Below are 23223 nucleotides of genomic sequence, written 5' to 3' on the forward strand. Positions count from 1 at the left end.
TAGTATCGATAGAAACAGTTCGAGACACAAGGTCGAACCTCAGATCGACATCGAGACAACCCTATGGAAGCGCTTCGACACCTCGTAGCATGAGCCGGGCGAAGCCCCAGATCAAGCGGAAGGTTGGCGAACGGTCGTGGACCACGCCCCGACACACCCGGAACACCCGCCGACGGTCGGCACACCGTCGGGGGGCCAGCGCCGGGGCCGCCGCCGCGGCGAACTGTCCGTCGCGACCATCGCCGAGCTCGCCGGAGTCTCCAAACCCACGGTCTCCAAGGTTCTGAACGGACGAACCGGGGTGGCGCTGGAGACCCGCCGCCGGATCGAGGCACTGGTCCGCGAGCACGGCTACCAGCGGCCCGGCTCGGTCACCCCGACCGCCGGCGTCGAAGTGGTGTTCTACCAGCTGGAGAGCCACCTGGCGATCGAGATCCTGCGCGGGGTCGAGCAGGTCGCCCGGACCCACGAACTCTCCGTCGGCTTCACCGAGGTACAGGGCCGTACCGACCCGGGCCGGTCCTGGGCCGAGCAGTTGCTCGCCCGCCGGCCGGTCGGCGTGATCGCCGTCTACTCCGCCTTCACCCCCGAGCAGCACGCTCAACTCGCCGCCAGCGCCATTCCACTGGTGGCCCTCGATCCGGTCGGGGAGCCCGTGCACGCCACTCCGTCGGTCGGAGCCACCAACTGGAACGGCGGCATCACCGCGACCCGCCACCTGCTCGACCTCGGACACCGCCGGATCGCCGTCATCAGTGGGCCGATCGAGATGCTGGGGGCCCGCGCCCGGTTGGAGGGCTGCCGGGCGGCGATGGACGCCGTCGGCGTACGGCTCGACGACGACCTGGTCCGCAGCGGCCGGTTCTACTACGAGGACGGCGCAGCGCTGGGCCGTGACCTGCTCGACCGACCCGACCGCCCGACGGCGGTGATCTGCGGCAACGATTTGCAGGCCCTCGGCGTCTACGCCGCCGCTTGGCAGCTCGGCCTGCGCATACCGCAGGACCTGAGCGTGGTCGGCTTCGACGACATCGACAACGCCCGCTGGTGCTGCCCGCCGCTGACCACCGTACGGCAGCCGCTGGCCGAGATGGCCTCGACCGCCACCGGGATGGTGCTCACCATGGCGGCCGGCGGGTCGCCGCCGCAGAGCCGGGTGGAGATCGGCACCACCCTGGTCGTCCGGGGCAGCACGGCTGCGCCACCGATCGTAAGATGACGTATGAACTGGACACTGGAAGTGGTCGTGGTCCCGGTTTCGGACCTGGACCGGGCCAAGGACTTCTACGCCGGGCAGCTCGGCTTCGTCGTCGACCACGACACGAAGATCAACGACGAGGTACGGGTCATCCAGCTGACCCCGCCCGGCTCGGGCTGCTCCGTGGTGATCGGCAAAGGCGCGGTTCCGGAGATGCCGCCCGGTTCGCTACGTGGGCTGCAGCTCGTCGTCGCCGACATCAAGGCCGCGCACGCCGAGCTCAGCGGACGCGGCGTGGCGGTCAGTGACATCCAGGTCCTCGGCGAGAACCCGCGGCCGGTCCCCGATCCGCTGGACAACGTCGGTTTCTTTTTCTTCACCGACCCGGATGGCAACGGCTGGGCGGTGCAGCAGATCTCCAGCCGGGCCTGAGCTGCGCCCACGCAGGCACCGCCGGTGTCCGATCAGGCCGGGGCCTCGGCGAACAGCGCCTGCTCGGCCCGCATCCGCGACGCCAGGTCCGTCCGGGGCGGACGGTAGTCGGTGGTGCGGGCTGCGGCGAGCAACGGCGGGTACGGCGCGATCCCGTGCCGCCGGACGTGGTACGCCACCGCGTCGGGCCAGACGAACCGGCCGTCGGTGCGGTACGTCAGCGGCACGACGTCGCCATGCCCGGGGTCGACCACGTCGACCATCGTCGCCGTGGTCAGCAGCACCGCGTCGGAACCGTACAGGTAGCCGGCCACCGACTCGCGCTCGGCCGCGTCCAACGACGGCCGGTCGTCAGCGAAGATCGGCCGACCGGCGTCGTCGACGCCGTCGAAGACCGGGACCAGCTCCGGTTCCGGCGCGGACGCCGCCCACAGCAGGCTCGCGCCGACCAGCGCGGCCCGGTGGTAGGCCGGCAGCGCTGTGTCCGCGCCGAACACCTCCAATCGGGACGGCTCCTCCCCCGCCTCGCCCAACCGGGCCTGGGCGGTCGCGGTTACCGACACCGGGTCGGCCGTGCCGGCCACCTCGACCAGGAACACCCATTCGTACGCCGGTGGACACGTCTGCAGAGTGAAGACGCACGATGTCGACATCGGATCAACGGGACGTAGCCGCACCGTTGACCGGCCAGAGCACTGGGGAGTGCCCCAGCCACCCGGCAGTCACACCGTCACACGCTTTCCGTAACATTATCACCACCTAGAGTGTTTGCGCTGCTTCGATCGAGGGAGCATCTTGACACCGCCGACTACCAAGTCTGAGCCGGCCGACGCGGGTTCTCCGAGGAACCAGCCGGCAGGAGAACAACCGGAGGCCGGGCAACCGGAGGCCGGGCAACCGGAGTCGGTGCTGCCGGAGCTTCGGGCGATGTGGTGGGAGACCGGCGTGCGGGCACGGGCCGAGGCGGGACTGATGGCGGTCTTCGCCGAGCTGCCCCGCCTGGTCGCCGAGGCCGTGCGGATCAGCTGGCGGGCCGACCGGCTGCGGACCTGCGTGGTGGCGGTCGCCACGATCGGCGCCGGCACGATGGCCTCGTTCGGGCTGCTCGCCACGCAGCGGGTGCTCGTCGAGCTGTTCGCCGGCGGCCCGACCGCCGACAAGGTGGTCGCCGCCCTGCCCGCGTTGACGGCGCTGGCTGCGGTCACCGCGATCCGGGCCGGTCTGGGCATCGCGACCGGCTACGCCCAGAACGGCCTCACCCCCCGGGTGGACCGCGAGGTCGAGCGCGGCCTGTTCGAGGTCACCACGGCGGTACGGCTGGACGCGTTCGACGCCGACGCGTTCGCCGACGACATGGAGCGCGCCACCCGGGGCACCGACGCGACCGCGTCACTGGTGCAGTCGTCGATGAACCTGTTCGCCGGGCTGGTCAGCCTGCTCGCGGTGACGGTCGCCGTCATCGTGATCCACCCGCTGTTGCTGGTCGCCCTGCTCGTCGCGACGCTGCCCAACGCATGGGCGTCGCTGCGGGCCGGACACCTGCGCTACCACACCTGGACCGCCGGCTCGGTACGCCGACGCCGTCTGTGGATCCTGCACCGGCTGATGGCCGAGCGGGTCTCCGCACCGGAGCTGCGCTCGTACGGCCTGCGGCGGTTCCTGCTGGACCAGTACGACCGGGTGATGGGCGTGGAGACCGACATCCAGCTTGCGCTGGCCCGCCGGGTCACCACCATGACCAGCGTCGGGTCGCTGGCCAGTGGACTGGCCACCGGTGTGGTGTACGTCCTGCTCGGGCTGCTGCTCGTCGGTGGACAGATCCCGTTGGCGGCGGCGGCCACCTGCGTGATCGCCGTACAGGCCGCCCAGCGGGCGTTGACCTCCGTCACTCTGCACATCGACGGGGTCTACACCGACGGCCAACACTTCAACGACTACACCGGATTCATGGCCCGGGCCGTCGCGTACCTGCCCGACGGCAGCGCCGAGGTCGGGGTGCGCCCGCCCGGGGCCGTCCCCGAGCCGCTACGGGACCTGACCGTGCGCGGCCTGAGCCTGTGGTACCCGGACCGGGACACCCCTGCCGTCGACGACGTCACACTGACCATCCAGGCGGGACAAACTGTGGCCTTCGTCGGGGAGAACGGCTCCGGCAAGTCGACCCTGGCCGCGATGATCGCCGCGATGCGGACCCCGAGCGGCGGCACCGTCGAATGGAACGGTCGACCGCTCGGGCACTGGGACCTCGACGAGCTGCGTCGGCGCATCGCCGTGGTCACCCAGGAGTACCACAAGTGGCCGTTCACCGCGGCGACCAACATCGCTCTCGGCGACGCCGAGACCGAGCCCGACCAGCAACGGATCGAGGCCGCGGCGCGGCGCGCGGTCGCCCACGACATGATCCGCGAGCTGCCGTACGGGTACGAGACGCTGCTCGACCGGACCTTCGCCAAGGGCCAGGATCTCTCCGGCGGGCAGTGGCAGCGCATCACCGCCGCCCGCGGGTTCCTGCGTGACGCCGAGCTGCTGATCATGGACGAGCCCTCCTCGGCCCTGGATCCCCGCGCCGAGGATGCGCTGTTCCAGGCGATCCGGGACCGACAGGGCACCGCGACGACGATCCTGATCACCCACCGGCTCGCCAACGTCCGGCACGCCGACCGGATCTTCGTCCTGCACGCCGGCGCCCTGGTGGAGGCCGGCAGCCACGACGAGCTGCTCGCCGCCGGCGGCCGGTACGCCGAACTGTTCACCCTGCAGGCCGCCGGCTACCAGGGCGGCCCCACCACCGGTACGGCGATCCCCCAGCAGTCCGGACCCGCAACGGCACCCTAGTAGTACTTTGTTAGGTCGTTGTGGCGTGTCGCTTGTGCGGGCATCTCGGCGGTGTTTGGCTGCGGTGCGTGGATGAGCTGGATCTGGTTCGGGTACGGGCGCAGTTGGAGGACTTCGCGGCCGGGGTGTTCTCGGGAATGCGACGGTCGGACCAGCGGGCGACCGGTCTGCGGTATCTGCGTGGGCTGATGCTGGACGGCCGGCGCAAGTCGATGCAGCCCATGGCGCAGCGGCTCGGGGTCGACCACCAGCAGTTGCAGCAGTTCCTGACCTCGTCCACCTGGGACGTCGCCGGCGTGCGGCGGCGGACGGCCACGGCCGCGGTCGACCTGGTCGAACCGCGGGTGTGGGTGGTCGACGACACCGGATTCCCGAAGGACGGTAGGGCCTCGGCGTGTGTGGCCCGGCAGTACTCCGGCACCCTCGGCAAGGTCGCCAACTGCCAGATCGCCGTGAGCGTCCACGCCGCGACCGACACGGCGTCGGCGGTGCTGAACTGGCGACTGTTCGTGCCGGAGTCCTGGGACGAGACCTGCGTGCCAGGCCCGGACGGCAAGCCCGAGAACACGCACGCCCGCAGGCTGCGCCAGCAACCGGTCACCCTCGACCAGGCCGGGGCGAAGAAGCCACACGCACGGGTGCGGCTGCCGCCCGCCGAGCAGATCGATCAGATCCGCAGACGCCGGGCGGCATCGAAGGTCCCCGACACCGAGCGGTACCGGCCGAAGTGGATGATGGCCCTGGAGATGCTCGACGAGCTGGCCGAGTGGGGGCTGCGTCCGCCGCTGCTGACCGCCGACGCCGGCTACGGCCAGGTCGCCGAGTTCCGTCAGGGCCTGACCGAACGCGGTATCGCCTACATCGTGGCGACCACCTCGTCCACGACCGCGCAACCCGGCGACGCCCACCCCGTGCCGGTGCCCTACGCCGGTGTCGGTAAGCACCCCGGACCGCGCTACCCCCAGCCGGCCCGCAGCCTGAAAGACCTGGCCCTCGCTCACGGCGCCGACGCCGCGCGTCTGGTGCGCTGGCGTCCCCGGCAACCCACCCGTGACCGCAGCCCGGACCGGCCCGCCGGCGAGCTGTCCGGGCACTTCCTCGCAGTACGGGTGCGTCCCGCCGGCCGGGTGATCCGACGCGGATCACAGTGCGGCGATGACGGCGTCCTGCCCGAATGCTGGCTGCTCGTGCAATGGCCTCCCGGCCACGACGAACCCAGCGACTACTGGCTGTCCGACCTGCCCACCGACACACCACTCGCCGACCTGGTCCGCCTGGCCAAGAGCCGCTGGCGCGTCGAGCACGACTACCGCGAACTCAAGACCGCCCTCGGCCTTGACCACTTCGAGGGCCGCTCCTGGATCGGCTGGCACCGCCACGTCACTCTCGCCACGGCCGCCCAACTGTTCCTCACCCGACTACGGACAGCCCGCCCAAAAGCGGCGGGGCGGACCTGAGCCTGTACACCGTCCTACGCGGACTGCAGTACCTACTCGCGACCTGGCTCGGGTTCTGCCCCCTCTGCCACCAACTGGTACCGACCTAACAAAGTACTACTAGGGCTCGAGCGTGGCGGGCATGCTGAATGCGGCGACGTGACTGGCACCGATGAAGGCGTTGCTCTCTACGATCTTCCCGTTCTCGATCCGGAGTACGTCGACGACCAACGCCTCGTAGCGCGGGCTACCGGGCCGGCGGAGATAGTTGATCAGTGCCGGGCGCCCGTTGGCGGAGGTGGGGAACGTACGCCAGTCGAGCGGTCGGCCGAGGAACTCCGCAGCCGCGTCGATCCCGACGACCGGCGGCTCGGGGGGCATCGTGATCCGTACGTCCTCGGCAAGCAGTGCCCGGATCGTCTCCGGGTCCTTGGCGTTGGCGTAGCGGCGCAGGACCTCCTCGTCCTCACTGGTGAGCCGTGGGCGGCGCCAGTCCTCCGGGTCCGACGGAGCGTGCCGCCGGAGGGTGTGGCGGGCCCGCTGGATGAGGCTGTTGACGGCCGCTACGGCGGTGTCGAGCGCGGCGGCGATTTCCTGCGGCGTCCAGCTTAGGACGTCGCGCAGCACGAAGGCCGCCCGCTGCCGCGGCGGCAGGTACATGAGCGCTGCGATCACGGCAAGCTCGACGGTCTCCCGGGCGGCGAGTCCGGTCTGCGGATCGTCGGCGAGCAGGGCGTCGGGATAGGGGCCGAGCTCGGTGGACCACTCCAGCGGATCACCGTACGGAACTGTCCGGTGACCGGCCGCCTTGCGGCTGTCGAGGAAGACGTTCGTGGCGATCCGGTAGAGCCAGGTGCGCGCTGACGCCCGACCCTCAAAGCGGTCGCGAGCCCGCCAGGCACGGAGGAAGGTCTCCTGCACAAGGTCCTCCGCGTCGGTGACGTTCCCGGCGAGGCGGTAGCAGTGGACGTGTAGCTCACGCCGGTGCTCGCCGAAGGCGCGCTGCAGCCAGATCGCCTGCTCGTCAGACGAGTCGGACATGTGGTTCCCCCGGAGCTGAGTGGTCCTCACGACCGTACTGACGACTGCGGACCCATCCATCATCGGTTACCGATGACGATCGCCGACTCTGTCGTCTGTACCTGTGACCGATCCCCACTCCACGAAGGAGACAGCCATGACGGCAACCCCCGCGTCCAGCGCCGCCGCGCCTCCGGTCGTCGACCGGGAGACCTGGCTGCGCGAGCGCGAAGAACTGCTGGTCCGGGAGAAGGCCCATACCCGCGAAGGAGACGCGATCGCAGCTGCTCGTCGTCAGCTGCCGATGACCTTGATGCCGGCGGTGACGGTGCGGGGCCCTGGCGGGGACACCTCGCTGGTGGAGGTGTTCGAGGGTCGCCGGATGCTCATCGCCTACTTCCACATGTGGCACGACGGCAAGCCGTACGAGCATCAGTGTGAGGGGTGTACCTTCTCGACCTGTCACATGCAGATGCTGGACTACCTGCACGCTCGGGACGTCACCTACGCCGTGTTCTGCGAGGGGCCCTACGACGAAAGTGCCCCGTTCGCGGAGTTCATGGGCTATAGGTTCCCCTGGTATTCGGCGAAAGACTCTGACGCGGCTCTGGCCGACGGTCGCAATTTCGGGTTCATCGCGTGCTACCTGCGCGACGGCGACCAGGTCTACGAGACCTACTGGACCACCGGGCGGGGTGTGGAGGCGTTGATGACCACCTACCACGCCCTGGACCTCACAGTGTACGGCCGGCAGGAGAACTGGGAAAACTCGCCTGAAGGCTGGCCGCGGGTCACCGGGCACCCGTGGCGTCTCGACGGCCGCCCCACCGCGCAATGGTCACGCCCCGGCGTCGCACCACGATGACGTCCTGATGATCGAGGTGATCATGCTCGGGTCGGCTGCGGTGTCAGCTGCTGCTGCGTCGTGCCCCGGGCGGGCGCTTCCGGCAGAGCCCGAATGCTTGCGGGTGCGACGGTGGCTGTCACGGTCGCGGTAACCCTCGACGCCGCACCGGTTGTGCAGCACGCGGACACGCTGCTACAACGTCACCAGGGTGCTCAGGCCCGGCTGGTCACCTTTCTCCGTGTCGAGCGACGCGACCCGGCCGGCGGCCCGCAGATCTTCCGCGACACCGCCGAGTGCGACCAGCATCGCCGGCTCGGCACGGACCAGGACCTTCGAGACGTCCGCCCGCATGGACAGCTTCGCTTCCGACTTGGCTTTGCGGATCGCGGCGATGACCTGGCTGGCGACGGTCAGCGCGGTGGCGTCGGCGCCGTCGACCGCCGTGCGCAGCTCGTCACCCGTCGGCCAGGCGGCCCGGTGCACCGTGCCGGTGCGCCACCAGGACCACACCTCCTCGGCGACGAAGGGCAGGAACGGCGCGAACAGCCGCAGCAGCGTCGCCAGGGCGATGGTCAGCGCGGCGCGGGCGGACTCGGCCGGCGCGGAGCCGCGTTCGCCGTACCCCCGGCTCTTGGCCAGCTCCAGGTAGTCGTCGCAGAACCGCCAGAAGAACTGCTCGATCCGCTCCAGGGCGCGGGCGTAGTCGTAGCTTTCCAGCGCGGCGGTTGCGTCGTCGACCACGGTGGCCAGGTCCGCCAGCATCGCCCGGTCCAACGCCTCGGTCACCGTGGCCGACTCGACCGGAGCACCCAGGCCGAGCACGAACCGGCTGGCGTTGAGGATCTTCATCGCGAGCCGGCGGCCGACCTTCATCTGCCCGGTGTCGAACGCGGTGTCGGTGCCGGGCCGGCCGTTGACCGCCCAGTAGCGGGCCGCGTCGGATCCGTACTCCTCCAGCAGCGCCAGCGGAGTGACGACGTTGCCCTTGGATTTCGACATCTTCTTGCGGTCCGGATCCAGGACCCAACCGGAGATCGCGGCGTGCGACCACGGCAGGCTGTCATGCTCCAGATGCGACCGGACGACGCTGGAGAACAGCCAGGTCCGGATGATCTCGTGCGCCTGGGGGCGCAGATCCATCGGGAACACCCGCTGGAACAGGTCGTCGTCGGTGCCCCACTTGCCGGCGATCTGCGGGGTCAGCGAGGACGTCGCCCAGGTGTCCATCACGTCCGGGTCACCGACGAAGCCGCCCGGGGTTCCCCGCTGCCCGGCCTGGTAGCCCGGCGGGGCGTCCACGCTCGGGTCCACCGGCAGCGTCGCCTCGTCGGGCAGGATCGGCTGGTCGTGGAGCGGCTCGCCCTGCTCGTCGAGTGGGTACCACACCGGGATCGGCACGCCGAAGAACCGCTGCCGGCTGACCAGCCAGTCCCCGGTCAGGCCGCCGACCCAGCTGTCGTAGCGGGCCCGCATGTACTCCGGCTGCCAGGCCAGCTCCCGGCCCCGGGCCAACAGCGCCTCCCGCAGGTCGGTGTCGCGGCCCCCGTTGCGCAGGTACCACTGCCGGGTTGTGACGATCTCCAGCGGCTTGTCGCCGCGCTCGTAGAACTTGACCGGATGGGTGATCTTCTCCGGCTCGCCGACCAGGTCCCCGCAGGCGCGCAGCAGCTCCACCACCCGTTCCCGGGCGGTGTGCATGGTGGCCCCGACCAGCTCGGCGTAGGTCGCACGTCCCTGCGGGTCGTCCAGGCCGGGCGGCGGGTCGGCCAGGACGCGGCCGTCGCGGCCGACGACCGGCCGGGTGGCCAGCTGCAGCTCGCGCCACCACAGCACGTCGGTCAGGTCGCCGAACGTGCAGATCATGGCGATGCCGGTGCCCTTGTCGGGCGCCGCGAGCCGGTGCGCGGTGACCGGGACCTCGACCCCGAACAAGGGGGTACGGACGGTGGTGCCGACCAGGTCGCGGTACCGCTCGTCGTCCGGATGCGCCACCAGCGCCACGCATGCCGGCAGCAGCTCCGGTCGGGTGGTCATGATGTGGACCGGGCTGCCGTCCGGCCGGTGGAATGCCACCCGGTGCTGCGCGCCGGGCCGCTCCCGGTCCTCCAGTTCCGCCTGCGCGACGGCGGTCCGGTACGTGACGTCCCACAGCGTCGGCGCCTCGGACAGGTACGCCTCACCGCGCGCCACGTTGCGCAGGAATGCCCGCTGCGACACCCGCCGGGCGTCGGCGTCGATGGTCTGATAGGTCAGCTGCCAGTCGACCGACAGCCCGAGCCGCCGCCACAGTTGCTCGAACACCTGCTCGTCGGCGACGGTCAGCCGTTCGCACAACTCGATGAAGTTGCGCCGGGACACACTGATCTCCGACTTCCCTGGCCGCTCCGGTGGGGTGAAGTCCGGGTCGTATGGCAGGGAGGGGTCGCAGCGCACCCCGAAGAAGTTCTGCACCCGACGCTCGGTGGGCAGGCCGTTGTCGTCCCAGCCCATCGGGTAGAACACCGCCTTGCCGCGCATCCGCTGATAGCGGGCGATGACGTCGGTGTGGGTGTACGAGAAGACGTGACCGACGTGCAGCGACCCGCTCACCGTGGGCGGCGGAGTGTCGATGGAGTACACCCCGGCCCGGTCGGCGGACCGGTCGAACCGGTATACGCCCTGCTGCTCCCAGCGACGCGCCCACTTGTCTTCCAGCCCGTTCAACGACGGTGCCGACGGCACGGCGAAGCCCGCAGAGGTGTCAGTCATAGTCGCTCATGCTAAGGCCGGCCGCCGTACGCCCGGCAATGGATTTTCGTGCTCCCGGTCGATGACAGCGGCAGCACCTCGGTGACGTACGCGGCGACCTGGCGGGCGGGCAGTGGATTCAACTGCCTCCGGTTCGGCCAGGCAACGTCGATGGCTGCCGCCCGATGATCTTATCGATGATGGTCGAATAACTGTTGGTTCATGGACAGAAGTCTCGCCAGCGGGCAGAAGGCGATGAAGATTCACCTACGGGAATACGTTCGAGTGGAGATCACCGGACGCCCACCTCATCATCGGGAGGTTCCATGGAGAACAAGGCGCGCCGGACGCTCGGCGTCCTCGTCGCGACGGCGGCGTTGACGCTGGCCGCCGCGGCGACACCCGCTGCGGCCACACCCACCGGCACTGTCGACCCGGTCACCCCGGTCTCCGACACGGGCGTAACCATCAACCCGGCGGTCCTCGCCGAGCGGATCGACGAGACGATGGTCCGGGCCACCGGTCCGGCGCTGCGACGCGGCGCCGACGGGACGGACCGGGCGCCTGCCGGTCAGGTCGAAGGCAAGACCGAGCCGGGCGAGATCGGCATCAGCAGCATCATCGGTACGGACAGCCGGTACCAGACGACCCCGGCGAACTGGTGGCCGGCGAGCTCCACGGTCCAGATCACCCGTACCTCCGGTGGGGTCACCCGGGGGCACTGCACCGGCTGGATGATCGGTGCCGACACGCTGATCACCGCTGGGCACTGCGTCTACCCCCGTAACGGCACCGCGTGGTACCCGCGTAACGAGTTCAGGGTCTGGCCGGGACGCGACGGCAGTTCCACGCCGTACGGCTCGTGCACCGTGGCCAGTCTGCACTCGGTCGGGGGGTGGGTGAACAGCTTCACCAACGGCTACGACTACGGTGCGATGAAACTCAACTGCACGGTCGGCAACAGCACCGGAACCTTCGGTTTCATGTGGACCTCCGCCAGCCAGAATGGCACGTCGACCTACAACCGGGGCTACAGCGGGGACAAGACCTTCGGCACCCAGTGGGCCAGCTCCGACCAGATCCGGGCGACCCAGTCCACCGAGTTGTTCTACCTTCACGACACGGTCGGCGGTAACAGTGGCGGACCTGTCTACACATATTCCGTGACCGACTGTGGCCCCTGCGCGGTGGCGGTGCACGCGCACGGCCTCCACGGCAGCGGCGCGCCGAACAACAACCACAACAGCGGACCGCGGATCACCGAGTCCGTGTTCAACAACTTCGTCTACTGGCGTGACCTGTAGGACGGAGCCGACGGCCCTGTCCGGTGACCGCACGACCGGTCGCCGGACGGGGACCGGCACGACGGCGACGGGCAGCACCACACCCCGGTATCTTGATACTCTGTGTGATCGAACACTGACGTGATCCGAGGACTGGCCGTGAAACGAGGACTGGCCATGAAGCCGGTACGACATGCGCTTCTGCCGGTGCTGTTCGTCGGCTTGCTGCTGGCGGGCTGCGCCACTGAATCATCGGGTTCGCCCGGACCGTCGGCGTCGACCGGCCCGGACACCCCTGTGTCCGACCCGCGACAGCCGGAGGCGCCCTCGGCGTCGCCGGGTTCGGCCGCCGGCCGCGGTACGGCGATCATCGAGGTACGAGATCCGGCCGGTGAGCCGCTCCCGGTGATCCCGGTGGAGGTCCGTACGGTCGACTGGCCGATGCCTGCGGAACTGGCCGAGGACATCGCCCGGATGACCGACGCGCGTGGTGAGTACACCTGGACCGATCTGCCACCGGGGGAGTACGAGTTCACCGTACGGGTTCCGGGCGAGGACGTCGTCGCAGCCCAGCGGGTGACGGTGGTGGCGGATGAGACCAGCCGGGTGCCGATCACCCTCGGCTGATCAGCCTCCGGGCCCGGTGAACGGGGACGTCCGCCGAGAGCTGGAGCCGGACACCGAACAGCCGCCACTTCCAGGTACCTGGAAGTGGCGGCTCTTGAGGTCCCCCCGGTTTCACGGAGCTTCTGATCGTGGTCTGATGGCCATGGGAGGAGGCATTCGTGCCAGCACCGAAGAAGTACCCCGATGAGCTGCGTGCTCGTGCTGTCCGGTTGTATCGGGAGTCGGATCCGAAGCCGGTGATCCGTCGGCTGGCTGACCAGCTCGGCGTGCATCACGAGGCGCTGCGCAACTGGATCCGTCAGGACGAGGCCGACCAGGGTCAGCGCGGTGATCGGCCGACGACGGACATGGTTGAGGAGAACCGGCGGTTGCGGCGGGAGAACACCGAGTTGCGCAGGGCGAACGAGATCTTGAAGGCCGCGTCGGTGTATTTCGCCCAGGAGCTCGACCCGACCCGGCGTCGGTCATGAGGTTCGTTGACGAACATCGTGGCCGTTACGCGGTCGCGCTCCTGCTACGGGTCCTGAACATCACCGCGTCGACGTACTACGGCTGGCGCGACAAGACGGTCCGGCCGTGTGATCGGGCTGAGGTCGACCGGGCGTTGTTGTCCAACATCCACGAGATCTGGGTCGCGTCGGGGCACACCTATGGCGCGGACCGGGTGCATCGGCGGTTGGCGCGGGACGGTGTCCGGGTCGGCCGTAAGCGGGTGGAGCGGCTGATGGCCGGCCAGGGTTGGCAGGGGGCGTTCCTGCGACGTGGCTGGCGGGGCGGGTCCACGAAGCAGGACCCGCGGCACACTCCGGCACCGGACCTGGTCAACCGGGACTTCACCGCGTCGGCGCCGAACCGGTTGTGGGTTGCCGACGCGACCCGGATCCCGTGCGGTCAGGGTGTGTTCTGGCTGGCGGCGGTCCGGGACGCGTTCTCGAACCGGATCGTGGGGTGGAAGACCTCCGATCGGTGCGACACCGACCTGATCCTCGGCGCGTTGGAGTACGGGATCTGGTCGCGGGATGTGCGGGATCAGGAGTTGATCCACCACAGCGACAAGGGGTCGAACTATACGTCGTTCCGGTTCGGGCAACGGTTGGCGGACAACGGGATTCTGCCGTCGATGGGTTCCACTGGGGATAGTTATGACAACGCTCTGATGGAGAACTTCTTCTCGACGTTGAAGACCGAGTTGGTGTACCGGACGTCGTGGCGGACCCGCGACGAGGCCGAGAACGCGATCTTCACCTACATCGACGGGTGGTACAACCCTCGTCGGATCCAGCGTGACCTCGGCTACCTCAGCCCGGACGAGTACGAGACCGCCTGGGCGTCGACACGAATCGATCAGCCAGACTCGAACGGAACCATCCCGGCGCCGACCGGCGTCAGGTAACCACCGCTCCACGAAAGCGGGGGGACCTCAATGTGACCGCCAAAGCCGCGTCAGCCAACGCCACAGTTTGGGTGGGATCGCCGAAGTAGTACGGCAGCATCGCCGCTTGGGCCCGCACGAGCACCCTGAAACGAGGCTCCCCGCTGTCGTCCGCCGCGTGGATTGCCGTGCCGTACCACCGCCGAGCCTCAGCCACATCTCCGAGCCGCATCAACGCATCAGCGCACATCGTCGCCAGCAACGCCGCCACCCCGGACAGCCGGGACTGGACCGCCGCCGGCTGCCGCCGCTGCGACAGCATCTGAACCTCGCGGCAGTCGGCAGCCAGAAACGACAGCATGACCTGGGGCGAAGCCGAGGGGTAGACCCTCATGTGCTCGCTGGCGGACTCTTCGATCAACTCTAGTTGTGGAGGAGCGACGCTCGACGCCGCCAGAGCCTCGTCCAATCCCAGACGAAGTCTCACCAGATCGCTGACCTCCACGCTGGTACCCACACCGGCCAGCGACCGGTCCGCTCCACCCTCCACAGCGACACGGCCAAGGTCAACAGGCACAACCGCGTCCTCGTCGCGGCCGAGCCCCATCGCCGGACGCGGAATGTTCAGACCGTCGGCTATCCGTTCCAACACCTCGTAGGCCGTGACCTGCCGGACGCCCTTGGCTATCTCCGCAGCGCGGTTGGACGAGACACCGACCAGAGCTGCGATCCTGCCGTATGACACGCCCCGCGCGTGGAGGAAGCGGAAGACAGCAGTGACATCGCGCCGCCGCAGAGACTCGCTGATCGGACGGCCGTTCCAAAATCCCGAGTTCCACCACTCAGGGTCCACCTGCACGGCCACGAGCACCCCCGATCAAACGACGGCCACTCGCCAGCACAGCGCATCCGCGCCGTCACATCAAGTCAAGGCAGCCAAGTCGACGGCATCCACCCCCAGTGTCGGCACATGCAGCAACTCCCGGAACACCCACGATGGGCCCTCACGATGTCGCCACCTGGGATCAAGCAATCAGCCTGCCCTACATCGAGCGCAGGGCCTCCTTGTTGGAAGAGATGAACTCGGTCAGCCCTTCCGGCTTTAGATCTACCGCAGGCAGCTCGTCGATCCTCATCCGGTCCAACTGGTAGCCACCACGCGACGGCTCAGCGAACTCCTGCCCCGTGCGGGCGTCCTCGTTGAGCCGAAGTAGCCGGCAAGCGAAGAAGTGCTGGACGGAAACGCCCTCACCAGCGGGAGCGGTGAACAGGAACACCTGAGCGAACCGATCGACCTCGGCACCGAGTTCTTCCTGCAACTCCCGACGAAGCGCAGCCTCCAGGGAGACATCCGTCGGCTCCACGCCACCGCCCGGCGTCGTCCAGTACGGCGCCTGGCCTGGCTTGATCCGCTTGATCAGCACGAGGCGGTCAGCCATTTGATCTTCGAGCCTGACTGCTGGCATCACACCGTGTCCGCAACGGTCCAGCGGCTCCCGAGCGCCCGGCGAGCACCCAGCCGGCCGTACGGCGTACGGCAAAAGGCCCCGACCGGGCGGAAACCGCCGGTCGGGGCCTTGTTGTCTGGTACGCCGCGTAGGACTTGAACCTACAACCCGCGGATTAAGAGTCCGCTGCTCTGCCAGTTGAGCTAGCGGCGCTCGCTGACAACGTCGGCAACCGTAGCACGGCGGCCCGCCCGTCTTCCAACCGGTTGCCGGGTACGAGCCGACTGTCCGGCCGACCTGCCCACGTGCACGGATCTGGCACCCTTCCGGATCAGGCACGAAGGGCGTAGCGGGTGATGCACGATGTCGGCAGGGACGGAACAAGGAACGGGGACTGGGATGGACAGGGTCAGGAGGCGTTGGTCGGTCGCGGTGACACTGGCAGTCATCGCACCGGCCGCACTGGCAGGGTGCGGAGCGGACAAGGAGGCACCACGGTTCGTCAGCGGTCAGGTGGCGTCGGCGAGTCCGACTCCGCCGCCGGAGCCGTTCGAGTTCGCCATCTCGCCGGAGGCTGACGCGAAGGACCTGCCGATCAGTACGGAGATCGGCACCTCGGTCAGCGGCGGGGAGGTGACCTCGGTGACGCTCGTCGAGGACGGCGGCGGCGAGGTCAGCGGCAGCATGCGCGACGACGGTACCTCCTGGGTGCCGGACAAGCCGTTGAAGAACAACAAGAAGTACACGGCGACGGTGGTCGCGACGAGCGCCTCCGGGGACGAGGAGACGAAGACCACCACGTTCAGCACGATGGGCAAGTCGGGGTCGCAGACCGGCACCGGGCTCTACCTGTTCGACGGGCGTACGTACGGGGTGGCGATGCCCGTGGTGGTGGAGTTCTTCCCGGGCGTTCCGGAGAAGGAGCGGGCCAACGTGCAGAAGCGGATGTTCGTCTCGACGGACCCGCCGCAGCCGGGCACCTGGTACTGGGTGGCCAACGGCAGTCAGGCGTTCTACCGGGCACCGGACTACTGGCAGCCCGGCACCAGCCTGACCGCGCGGATCGCGCTCGCCGGGCATCCGACGGGTGACGGCCGGTACGGCGACCAGGACCGTGGTGCCACCGCCACGATCGGCGACAAGGTGACGATGGAGGTGGACAACGCCACCAAGCAGCTGTCGATGTTCAAGGACGACAAGCTGGTCAAGCAGATGCCGGTGAGTCTCGGCAAGCCGAGTACGCCGTCGTCGAGTGGCACGATGGTGGTGATGGACAAGCAGGCGCAGACCGTCTTCGACACCTTCGCGGAGCTGGGCCCGGAGGAGGGCTACCGGACGGACATCTCGTTCGCGCAGCGGATCACCTGGGGTGGCGAGTTCATTCACGCGGCGCCGTGGTCGGTCGGTGACCAGGGGGTACGTAACGTGTCGCACGGCTGCGTCAACCTGTCGATGGCGAACGCGGAGTGGCTGTTCAGTCAGACCAAGGTCGGCGATCCGATCACGGTCAAGGGGACCGAGCGCAAGCTGGCCGACGGCAACGGGTGGACGGCGTGGAACCTGACCTGGGAGGAGTTCGTCAAGGGCAGTGCGCTGCCGGTGCCGGCTGATCTCGCGCCGAAGCAGCGGTCCGGCTCGCCAGCGCCCTCAGGTGGGGGCACGCCGACCCCGGCACCCTCGGTGACGTCCGGATGACATCGGGGCGAGGTGTCGCAGTGAGGTATGACATCTGAACAAACGCAAACAACGGACTAATCTGACGTGACCGATCGAAAATGCCCCGAACAATCGGGAATTTCGGTCGGTCGTGTCAGTGTTTGAACCGTTCAGGCACGAACCCGGGAGTTGCCCTGCCGCGTCATTGATGGACGATGGGAGCCGGGGACCGAACTTTCCGTGAGGAGATCATGCGAGTGCGAGTCAGCCGCAATCAGGCACCGTCGGGCACCGGACGGGCGCGCCCACCCGTACCGCAGGCGCTCGTGGCCCTCGTGGCGACCGCCGCGCTCGCCCTGACCGGTGCCTGCACTGGCGGCGGCGACGCGCCCACCTGGCAGGGTGGCAGCGGCGTCGAGGCCGAGCCCAGTCCGAAGGCACAGGCGACGATCACCGGGCCGGCCGCAGACGCCACCGACGTGCCGGCCTCGACCGGGGTCACGTTCACGGCGACCGGGGCGGTCGAGACGACGGTCGAGTTGACCGACGCCGCCGGCAACGCGGTGGAGGGCGAGGTCACCGCCGACGGCGGCCAGTTCCTGCCGACCAGTCAACTTGCCTGGGACACCGCGTACACCGCGACGGTGACGGTGACCGGGGACGACGACAAGACGACCACCGTCAGCCACAGCTTCCGCACGATGGCCGAGCCGGCCAACCAGGTCCGGGTCTCCAGTTTCCTCGGCGACGGCAACGTGGTCGGGGTCGCGATGCCGCTGATCCTGCGGTTCAGCCGGGACATCCCGCAGGAGCAGCGCGACGACGTGCAGCGCCGGCTGAGCGTACGGACCGAGCCCGCCCAGGAGGGCGTCTGGTACTGGGTCAGCCCCACCGAGGTCCAGTTCCGGCCCAAGGAGTACTGGCAGGCCGGCACGAAGCTGTTCTACAAGGCGCAGACCGGCGGACTGCCGATGGGCGACGGCTGGTACGGCCGCAACGACCTGACGATCGACGCCGAAGTCGGCTCCGCGCTGGTCATGACCGTGGACAACGCGACAAAGAAGATGACGGTCACCAAGGACGGGCAGACGATCAAGGAGATCCCGGTCAGCCTCGGCAAGCCGAAGACCCCGTCGTCGAGCGGCACCATGATCGTGATGGAGAAGCTCAAGGAGACCGTCTTCGACACATACGAGGAGCTGGGCCCGGAGGAGGGCTACCGGACCGACATCGAGTACGCCCAGCGGCTGACCTGGGGCGGCGAGTTCATCCACGCCGCACCGTGGTCCGTGGCCGACCAGGGGGTACGCAACGTGTCGCACGGCTGCATCAACATGTCGATCGCCAACGCCGAGTGGCTGTTCAACCAGACCAAGGTGGGTGACCCGGTGACCGTCAAGGGCACCGAGGTGCAGCTCGCCAACGGCAACGGCTGGACCGTCTGGAACCTCAGCTGGGACGAGCTGGTGGCCGGCAGCGCCCTGCCGTACGAACCGCCGACGGCAGACCCATCCTCGACCGACACCGACACCGACACCGGAACCGACACCGACGGGGGCAGCGCGGCCGGGGACGGGCAGTGACGACCGCGAACGGATGACGGACAGCGAAAGGGCCGGTCAGGATCATCCTGACCGGCCCTTTGTGTTGGGGTGACTGAAGGGACTTGAACCCTCGACACCCGGGACCACAACCCGGTGCTCTACCTGCTGAGCTACAGCCACCATGAACCTCACCCGACAGACTGCCGCGTGCGGTGCCGCCCAATGATAGCCCTACCCGGGCGGTTCCCGTCGAGCGGGTTCACCCGGCAGGTCAGCGACGGGCCGGGCCGGGCACCAGGCGGGTCACAGGCCGGCGGCGATCGCCTTGGCCGCGTCGACGTCCGGGCCGGGCAGCGGTACGAAGATCGCCCGTCGGTAGTACTCCAGCTCCCGAATGCTCTCCTGGATGTCGGCCAGCGCCCGGTGCGACAGCCCCTTGGCCGGCTGGCCGAAATAGACCCGGGGGTACCAGCGCCGGCACAGCTCCTTGATCGACGACACGTCGATCATGCGGTAGTGCAGGTGGGCGTCGAGCCGCGGCATGTCCCGGGCCAGGAAGCCCCGGTCGGTGGCGATCGAGTTCCCGCACAGCGGGGCGGTCTTCGGCTCCCGGACGAAACTGGTGACGTACTCCAGGATCCGGTCCTCGGCCTCGGCCAGGGTGACCGCCGAACGGCGTACCTCCTCGGTCAGCCCGGACCTGGCGTGCATCTCGCGGACCACGTCCGGCATCCCGGCGAGCGCCTCCTCGTCGGCGTGAATGACCAGGTCGACGCCGTCGCCGAGCACGTTGAGGTCCGAATCGGTGACCAGCGCGGCCACCTCGATCAACGCGTCCTTGCCGAGGTCCAGCCCGGTCATCTCACAGTCGATCCAGACAAGAAGATCCGCCACGCCGACAGCCTACGCGCCGACGTCCAGCCTGCGCCCAGCCCACGACCGGCCCACGACCGGCCCACGACCGGTCACCGTCGCCGGACCGACGCGACCGCTAGGCTCGCGGTCGTGCCCGCCGACACCGTTCCGGACCGCCCTGCCCCCCACCCGGCCGGCGGCCGACCGCACACCGCCCGTCGGATCGGCGTCATCGTCGGCCTGGCCGCCGCCGTGGTCACGGCCCTGCTCTGGTACGGCAACCGGCACGACTTCTACGACCTGAAGATCTACCTGAACGCGATGCGCTGGTGGGCCGAGGGCAACCCGCTCTACGACTACGTCCAACCCGACGTCGTGCAGGGTGAGCTCTACTTCACCTATCCGCCGTTCACCGCACTGCTGCTGCGCCCGTTCGCGGCGCTGAGCGACGTGGACACCGCGACCGTGTTCACCGTCGGCTCCCTGCTGGCGGTGGTGGTCACCACGGTCTGGCTGGTCACCCCGATCGCCCGCCGCCGGGGTCTGCCGCGCTGGTGGCTGGCCGGTCTGGCGGTGCCGCTGGTGGTGCTGATCGAGCCGACCCGGGAGACGATCTTCCTCGGTCAGATCAACATGCTGCTGGTGGTGCTGATCCTGGCCGACCTGCTGTTCGCCGTACCGCAGCGGTCCCGCTGGGCCGGCGTCGGCATCGGGCTGGCGACGGCGATCAAGCTGTTCCCGGGCATCTTCATCGTCTACCTGCTGGTCACCCGGCGGTGGCGGGCGGCGCTGGTGTCCTGCGTCGCGGCGGCCGGCGCGACGCTGCTCGCGGCGGCGGTCCTGCCGGCCGAGTCGTGGCGGTTCTGGACCCGGGAGCTGTGGAGCACCGACCGGGTCGGCCGCAGCGACTACACCGGCAACCAGTCGCTGCAGGGGCTGCTGGGCCGCCTCGTCGCGCCGGACGAGCCGAACCGGCTGGTCTGGCTGGCGCTGGTCGCTGTCGTTGCCGGCTACGGGCTGTGGCGGGCCGCCCGGGCGGTACGGGCCGGCGACGAACTGGCCGGGCTGACCCTGACCGGGCTGGTCGCCGCGCTGATCGCGCCGATCACCTGGCCACACCACGTCTACTGGTTCGTCCCGGCGCTGATCCTGCTGGTCGACGCGGCGGTACGGCAGCCGCACCAACCTGACGCGACGCGACAGCCTGCCGCGCCGGCGGTCCGCAGCGGGGTCCAGGCCACCGGCGCGGCGCTGGTCGCGGCGGTCACGTTCGCGGTGCTGGTCTTCGGGGTGGTGTCGCTGATCGACTGGGGGCACGACAAGGTGCCGACCGACGACCCGGCGACGTTCCTGCTGCGCAACCTGTACGTGCTGACCGCCGCGCTGCTGCTGGTCAGTCTGCCGATCCGCCACCACTCGACGACGCCTCCGACGCCGGAGCCGGCCCCGAAGCTGTAACGGGCGCGGGTCGCCGGGTCCGGTCGAACGCCAGGCCACCGAGTGCCAACCCGCCGAGGCCGGCGAGCAGTCCGGCGAGGCCGAGCCCGAGCGCCACTGGGGAGTCACCGGTGTCGGTGCCGGGCTGTGCCTCGGCGGCCGGCGCCTCGTCGACGGTCTCCGCACCACCACCGGCCGCGGGGGCCTGCGCGCCCTCCGGCACCAGGGTCAGCACGCTCGCCGGGGTGGCCGGTTCGTCCTGGCCGGGAACCGGCACCTCGATCCACCGCACCACGGTGCCGTCGGAGTAGGTCTGCAGCGACTTGAACACCAGTTGCTCGGCGTCGGGCAGCGGGCCGAGGGAGACCGGGAACTCCAGGAACTCGCCCGGTTGGACCCCGGCCTGCGGGTCGTCGGCGGTCCAGACGATCCGGGCCACCGCCTCGGTGACCTGGGCGCCGTGCACCTCCAACGGCGGGTCGACCGGCTGGTTCTGCACCTGGGCCGTCCAGCCGGGCACCCGGGCCAGGGTGACCGACGCGATCGGCGCGTCCTCCGGCATCACCACCTCCACCTGGGTGGTGCTGTGCTCGTCGCTCTCGTTCGGCACCCGGAACGCCAGCCGGGCGTAGTCGCCGACGACCGCCTCCGACGGGTTGACGGTGATGTGCGCGGCTGCGGGAGCGGCCAGTCCGATGACGCCGGCGACGACGGTCGCGCCGGTGAGCGCCACGGCGCGGGCCAGCGTGCGTCGGTGACGGAGCATGAAGGAACCCTTTCTAGCTGATCGCCACCGTGGTGGACACGGTGGCCTGGTCGATGTCGGAGATCCGGACGGTGATCCGCAGCTCCCAGTCTCCCGCAGTCGGCAGACTGATCTCACCGGTGGCGTGGTTGTCGGTCAACGGCAGCAGCGGAATCTCGATCGGTTCCACCCCGCTGGCCGGCAACGCCGCCGTCGCCTGCCACTCGATGACCGGCTGCGGGCGGTTGTCCGGGGTGTAGGCGTACAGGTGGACCGAGTTGTTGCCGCGTCGGGCCGGATCCACCTCGATCTGCAGCGAGTAGATGTCGCTGGTCAGGGTGGTGGAGAAGTAGGTGCTGGTGGCCCGCAGATCGTCGGCGACAGCGGTCCGCGCCGGGGTGGTCTGCACCAGCACCGCGGTCACCGCCAGCACCACTGCGGTCACCGCCAACTCGGCGACGATCGCCTGGCGCATCCGACCGGGCTGCCCGGCGGCGGTCCGGTTGCGCACCAGCTGCCGCGAGTACGCCGCCACCGCCAGCACCACGAGGAACAGCCCGATCTTGGCCAGCAGCAGTCGACCGTACGTGGTGCCGACCAGCGCGCCGAACGTCCCGACCTCGATCAACGCCTGGACGGTGCCGGCCAGCAGCAGGCCGCACACGGCCAACGCGGCCCACCGCGACCAGATCGGCAGGATCGCGCCGAGCTCCCGCTCGTCGGCCTGACGCAGCAGGAACACCGCGAGCATCAGCAGCCCGCCGAGCCAGACGGCCATCCCGGCCAGGTGCACGGCGTCGACCACCACCGACACGGCGGGCACCGGGGAGGCCGCGGGGTGCCCGGCCAGCGGCCAGGTGAACGCGCCGATCACCGCCAGCACGCCGAGCAGGATCCGGTCGCTGCTGCCGTCCGTACCGGCCAGCAGGGGGCGGATCAGGACGGCGGCGGCGGCCAGCACACCGAGGCGGACCAGCATGGCCGCGCCGATACTGCTGCCCAGCACGTCGCGCAGGGCCGCGCCGTCGGCATCGGCCAGCCCACCGCCGGTAACGTACGGGGCCTGCAGCCAGATGGCCGCCAGGGTGGCCGCCGCGACCAGCCCGAGGCCGGCCCAGACCAGCCGTCCCGGGCCGGCCCGCGACAGCCGCCGGGGCCAGAGCATGGTGAGCACCAGCACCGGGCCGACGATCAGCAGCAGGCCGACGTACCCGGCGAACTTGGCGACCTGGATCAGCCGGCTGACCAGCGGGTCGGTCTCGGCGCCGCCGGAGTCGGTCGGCACCGCCGACGGCGCGCCGACCGAATAGGTGAAGCCGCCGGTGACCGGGTGGCCGTCGGCGGAGATGACCCGGTAGCTGACCAGGTACGTGCCCCGGGAGGTCTGCTGGTCGACCGTGACGCTGACCACTGCCCCGTTGAACACCGGCTCGCCCTGGTCGACCCGCTGCCCGTCCGGTGCGATCACCCGGACCCGGTCGGGCACCTGCCGCACCGACTCGGAGAAGGTGAGCACCACCTCGGCCGGGGCGTTCGGCAGCACCGCGTCGGCCACCGGGCTGGTGCTGACCAGTACGGCGTGGGCGCTGGCCGGGGTGGCGGGCAGCAGGACGACCGGCAACGCCGCCAGCACCAGTGCGGCGATGGCGGCGAGCCGGGAGGTCCACCTGTGGGAAGCGGCAGTCATGGGGAACATGCTCGCCGGTCCACCCCGGTCCGCGCGACCCGGCTCCGCCTCATTCGTTGTTGGTCGGTACGACG

General features: G+C 69.6%; 20 protein-coding genes and 2 tRNA genes. 12 read left to right on the plus strand and 10 right to left on the minus strand.

The window, feature by feature from the left end; all coding sequences use genetic code 11:
- Nucleotides 1–136: 136 nt before the first annotated feature.
- Together O7608_RS28220 and O7608_RS28225 are read left to right on the plus strand one after the other, a co-directional pair.
- On the plus strand, nucleotides 137–1219 hold the full coding sequence (locus O7608_RS28220) for a LacI family DNA-binding transcriptional regulator (RefSeq protein WP_289207440.1): 1083 nt from the start codon (nucleotides 137–139) through the stop codon (nucleotides 1217–1219).
- A 3-nt stretch (nucleotides 1220–1222) separates the two neighbouring features.
- On the plus strand, nucleotides 1223–1630 hold the full coding sequence (locus O7608_RS28225; protein ID WP_289207441.1) for a VOC family protein: 408 nt from the start codon (nucleotides 1223–1225) through the stop codon (nucleotides 1628–1630).
- Between the two features lie 32 nt (nucleotides 1631–1662).
- Here O7608_RS28225 and O7608_RS28230 read toward each other — a convergent pair whose 3' ends face one another.
- Complete coding sequence (locus O7608_RS28230; RefSeq protein WP_289207442.1) at nucleotides 1663–2283, minus strand: hypothetical protein; 621 nt, start codon at nucleotides 2281–2283, stop codon at nucleotides 1663–1665.
- Between the two features lie 142 nt (nucleotides 2284–2425).
- On the opposite strand from O7608_RS28230, the gene O7608_RS28235 reads away from it, so the two are divergent.
- Together O7608_RS28235 and O7608_RS28240 are read left to right on the plus strand one after the other, a co-directional pair.
- On the plus strand, nucleotides 2426–4465 hold the full coding sequence (locus O7608_RS28235) for an ABC transporter ATP-binding protein (RefSeq protein WP_502959148.1): 2040 nt from the start codon (nucleotides 2426–2428) through the stop codon (nucleotides 4463–4465).
- 68 nt (nucleotides 4466–4533) lie between these two features.
- The gene (locus O7608_RS28240) at nucleotides 4534–5922 is read left to right on the plus strand and encodes an IS701 family transposase (protein ID WP_289207443.1); all 1389 of its coding nucleotides are present in this window, start codon (nucleotides 4534–4536) and stop codon (nucleotides 5920–5922) included.
- A gap of 99 nt (nucleotides 5923–6021) precedes the next feature.
- Here O7608_RS28240 and O7608_RS28245 read toward each other — a convergent pair whose 3' ends face one another.
- On the minus strand, nucleotides 6022–6942 hold the full coding sequence (locus O7608_RS28245) for an RNA polymerase subunit sigma-70 (protein WP_289207444.1): 921 nt from the start codon (nucleotides 6940–6942) through the stop codon (nucleotides 6022–6024).
- 136 nt (nucleotides 6943–7078) lie between these two features.
- Between O7608_RS28245 and O7608_RS28250 the strand changes: the two genes are divergently transcribed.
- Nucleotides 7079–7786, plus strand: a complete 708-nt coding sequence (locus O7608_RS28250; RefSeq protein WP_289207445.1) for a DUF899 family protein — start codon at nucleotides 7079–7081, stop codon at nucleotides 7784–7786.
- A gap of 174 nt (nucleotides 7787–7960) precedes the next feature.
- On the opposite strand, the gene valS is transcribed toward O7608_RS28250, so the two are convergent.
- Nucleotides 7961–10516, minus strand: a complete 2556-nt coding sequence (gene valS / locus O7608_RS28255; RefSeq protein ID WP_289207446.1) for a valine--tRNA ligase — start codon at nucleotides 10514–10516, stop codon at nucleotides 7961–7963.
- Nucleotides 10517–10821: 305 nt separating this feature from the next.
- Here valS and O7608_RS28260 point away from each other — a divergent pair, with 305 nt between their 5' ends.
- The 4 genes from O7608_RS28260 to O7608_RS28275 all read left to right on the plus strand — a co-directional run bounded on the left by O7608_RS28260 (nucleotide 10822) and on the right by O7608_RS28275 (nucleotide 13798).
- Entirely contained in the window at nucleotides 10822–11799 is a 978-nt protein-coding gene (locus O7608_RS28260) for a trypsin-like serine peptidase (RefSeq protein ID WP_289207447.1), read from the plus strand.
- 156 nt (nucleotides 11800–11955) lie between these two features.
- Nucleotides 11956–12405: a carboxypeptidase-like regulatory domain-containing protein gene (locus O7608_RS28265; protein ID WP_289207448.1), complete on the plus strand. Its 450-nt coding sequence runs from the start codon at nucleotides 11956–11958 to the stop codon at nucleotides 12403–12405.
- A gap of 158 nt (nucleotides 12406–12563) precedes the next feature.
- Complete coding sequence (locus tag O7608_RS28270) at nucleotides 12564–12875, plus strand: transposase (protein ID WP_289207449.1); 312 nt, start codon at nucleotides 12564–12566, stop codon at nucleotides 12873–12875.
- Nucleotides 12872–13798, plus strand: a complete 927-nt coding sequence (locus tag O7608_RS28275; RefSeq protein ID WP_289207450.1) for an IS3 family transposase — start codon at nucleotides 12872–12874, stop codon at nucleotides 13796–13798. Before O7608_RS28270 ends, O7608_RS28275 begins: the two co-directional genes overlap by 4 nt.
- On the opposite strand, the gene O7608_RS28280 is transcribed toward O7608_RS28275, so the two are convergent.
- The 3 genes from O7608_RS28280 to O7608_RS28290 form a co-directional block, all read right to left on the minus strand.
- Nucleotides 13791–14642 (minus strand): hypothetical protein, encoded by an 852-nt coding sequence (locus O7608_RS28280; RefSeq protein WP_289207451.1) that lies wholly within the window; start codon nucleotides 14640–14642, stop codon nucleotides 13791–13793. The genes O7608_RS28275 and O7608_RS28280 overlap by 8 nt on opposite strands.
- Before the next feature lie 178 nt (nucleotides 14643–14820).
- Nucleotides 14821–15216 carry an NUDIX domain-containing protein gene (locus O7608_RS28285; protein WP_289207452.1) on the minus strand — a complete coding sequence of 132 codons (396 nt, stop codon included), beginning with the start codon at nucleotides 15214–15216 and terminating at the stop codon, nucleotides 14821–14823.
- Between the two features lie 146 nt (nucleotides 15217–15362).
- A tRNA-Lys gene (locus O7608_RS28290) sits at nucleotides 15363–15438 on the minus strand.
- Between the two features lie 186 nt (nucleotides 15439–15624).
- On the opposite strand from O7608_RS28290, the gene O7608_RS28295 reads away from it, so the two are divergent.
- Nucleotides 15625–16920 (plus strand): L,D-transpeptidase, encoded by a 1296-nt coding sequence (locus O7608_RS28295; RefSeq protein ID WP_289207453.1) that lies wholly within the window; start codon nucleotides 15625–15627, stop codon nucleotides 16918–16920.
- A gap of 218 nt (nucleotides 16921–17138) precedes the next feature.
- Entirely contained in the window at nucleotides 17139–18464 is a 1326-nt protein-coding gene (locus tag O7608_RS28300) for a L,D-transpeptidase (protein WP_289211072.1), read from the plus strand.
- Nucleotides 18465–18529: 65 nt separating this feature from the next.
- Here the strand turns inward: O7608_RS28300 and O7608_RS28305 are convergent.
- Nucleotides 18530–18605 (minus strand) — tRNA-His (locus O7608_RS28305).
- A 123-nt stretch (nucleotides 18606–18728) separates the two neighbouring features.
- Entirely contained in the window at nucleotides 18729–19319 is a 591-nt protein-coding gene (gene orn, locus O7608_RS28310; RefSeq protein ID WP_289207454.1) for an oligoribonuclease, read from the minus strand.
- A 111-nt stretch (nucleotides 19320–19430) separates the two neighbouring features.
- Between orn and O7608_RS28315 the strand changes: the two genes are divergently transcribed.
- Nucleotides 19431–20738 (plus strand): glycosyltransferase 87 family protein, encoded by a 1308-nt coding sequence (locus O7608_RS28315; RefSeq protein WP_502959149.1) that lies wholly within the window; start codon nucleotides 19431–19433, stop codon nucleotides 20736–20738.
- Here O7608_RS28315 and O7608_RS28320 read toward each other — a convergent pair.
- Nucleotides 20674–21483 (minus strand): YcnI family copper-binding membrane protein, encoded by an 810-nt coding sequence (locus tag O7608_RS28320; protein ID WP_289207455.1) that lies wholly within the window; start codon nucleotides 21481–21483, stop codon nucleotides 20674–20676. The two genes, O7608_RS28315 and O7608_RS28320, sit on opposite strands and share 65 nt — an antisense overlap.
- Before the next feature lie 13 nt (nucleotides 21484–21496).
- Nucleotides 21497–23158, minus strand: a complete 1662-nt coding sequence (locus O7608_RS28325) for a copper resistance CopC/CopD family protein (protein WP_289207456.1) — start codon at nucleotides 23156–23158, stop codon at nucleotides 21497–21499.
- Nucleotides 23159–23223: the final 65 nt, after the last annotated feature.

Origin of the sequence: Solwaraspora sp. WMMA2056 (assembly GCF_030345095.1) — a bacterium.
In the GTDB taxonomy this organism is placed as follows: domain Bacteria; phylum Actinomycetota; class Actinomycetes; order Mycobacteriales; family Micromonosporaceae; genus Micromonospora_E.

Excerpts from the sequence above, each read along its gene's own strand:
- O7608_RS28225 (WP_289207441.1), top strand. The coding sequence starts at position 1,223 with ATGAACTGGACACTGGAAGTGGTCGTGGTCCCGGTTTCGGACCTGGAC.
- O7608_RS28230 (WP_289207442.1), bottom strand. The coding sequence starts at position 2,283 with ATGTCGACATCGTGCGTCTTCACTCTGCAGACGTGTCCACCGGCGTAC.
- O7608_RS28245 (WP_289207444.1), bottom strand. The coding sequence starts at position 6,942 with ATGTCCGACTCGTCTGACGAGCAGGCGATCTGGCTGCAGCGCGCCTTC.
- O7608_RS28250 (WP_289207445.1), top strand. The coding sequence starts at position 7,079 with ATGACGGCAACCCCCGCGTCCAGCGCCGCCGCGCCTCCGGTCGTCGAC.
- valS (WP_289207446.1), bottom strand. The coding sequence starts at position 10,516 with ATGACTGACACCTCTGCGGGCTTCGCCGTGCCGTCGGCACCGTCGTTG.
- O7608_RS28260 (WP_289207447.1), top strand. The coding sequence starts at position 10,822 with ATGGAGAACAAGGCGCGCCGGACGCTCGGCGTCCTCGTCGCGACGGCG.
- O7608_RS28265 (WP_289207448.1), top strand. The coding sequence starts at position 11,956 with ATGAAGCCGGTACGACATGCGCTTCTGCCGGTGCTGTTCGTCGGCTTG.
- O7608_RS28275 (WP_289207450.1), top strand. The coding sequence starts at position 12,872 with ATGAGGTTCGTTGACGAACATCGTGGCCGTTACGCGGTCGCGCTCCTG.
- O7608_RS28285 (WP_289207452.1), bottom strand. The coding sequence starts at position 15,216 with ATGGCTGACCGCCTCGTGCTGATCAAGCGGATCAAGCCAGGCCAGGCG.
- O7608_RS28295 (WP_289207453.1), top strand. The coding sequence starts at position 15,625 with ATGGACAGGGTCAGGAGGCGTTGGTCGGTCGCGGTGACACTGGCAGTC.
- O7608_RS28320 (WP_289207455.1), bottom strand. The coding sequence starts at position 21,483 with ATGCTCCGTCACCGACGCACGCTGGCCCGCGCCGTGGCGCTCACCGGC.
- O7608_RS28325 (WP_289207456.1), bottom strand. The coding sequence starts at position 23,158 with ATGTTCCCCATGACTGCCGCTTCCCACAGGTGGACCTCCCGGCTCGCC.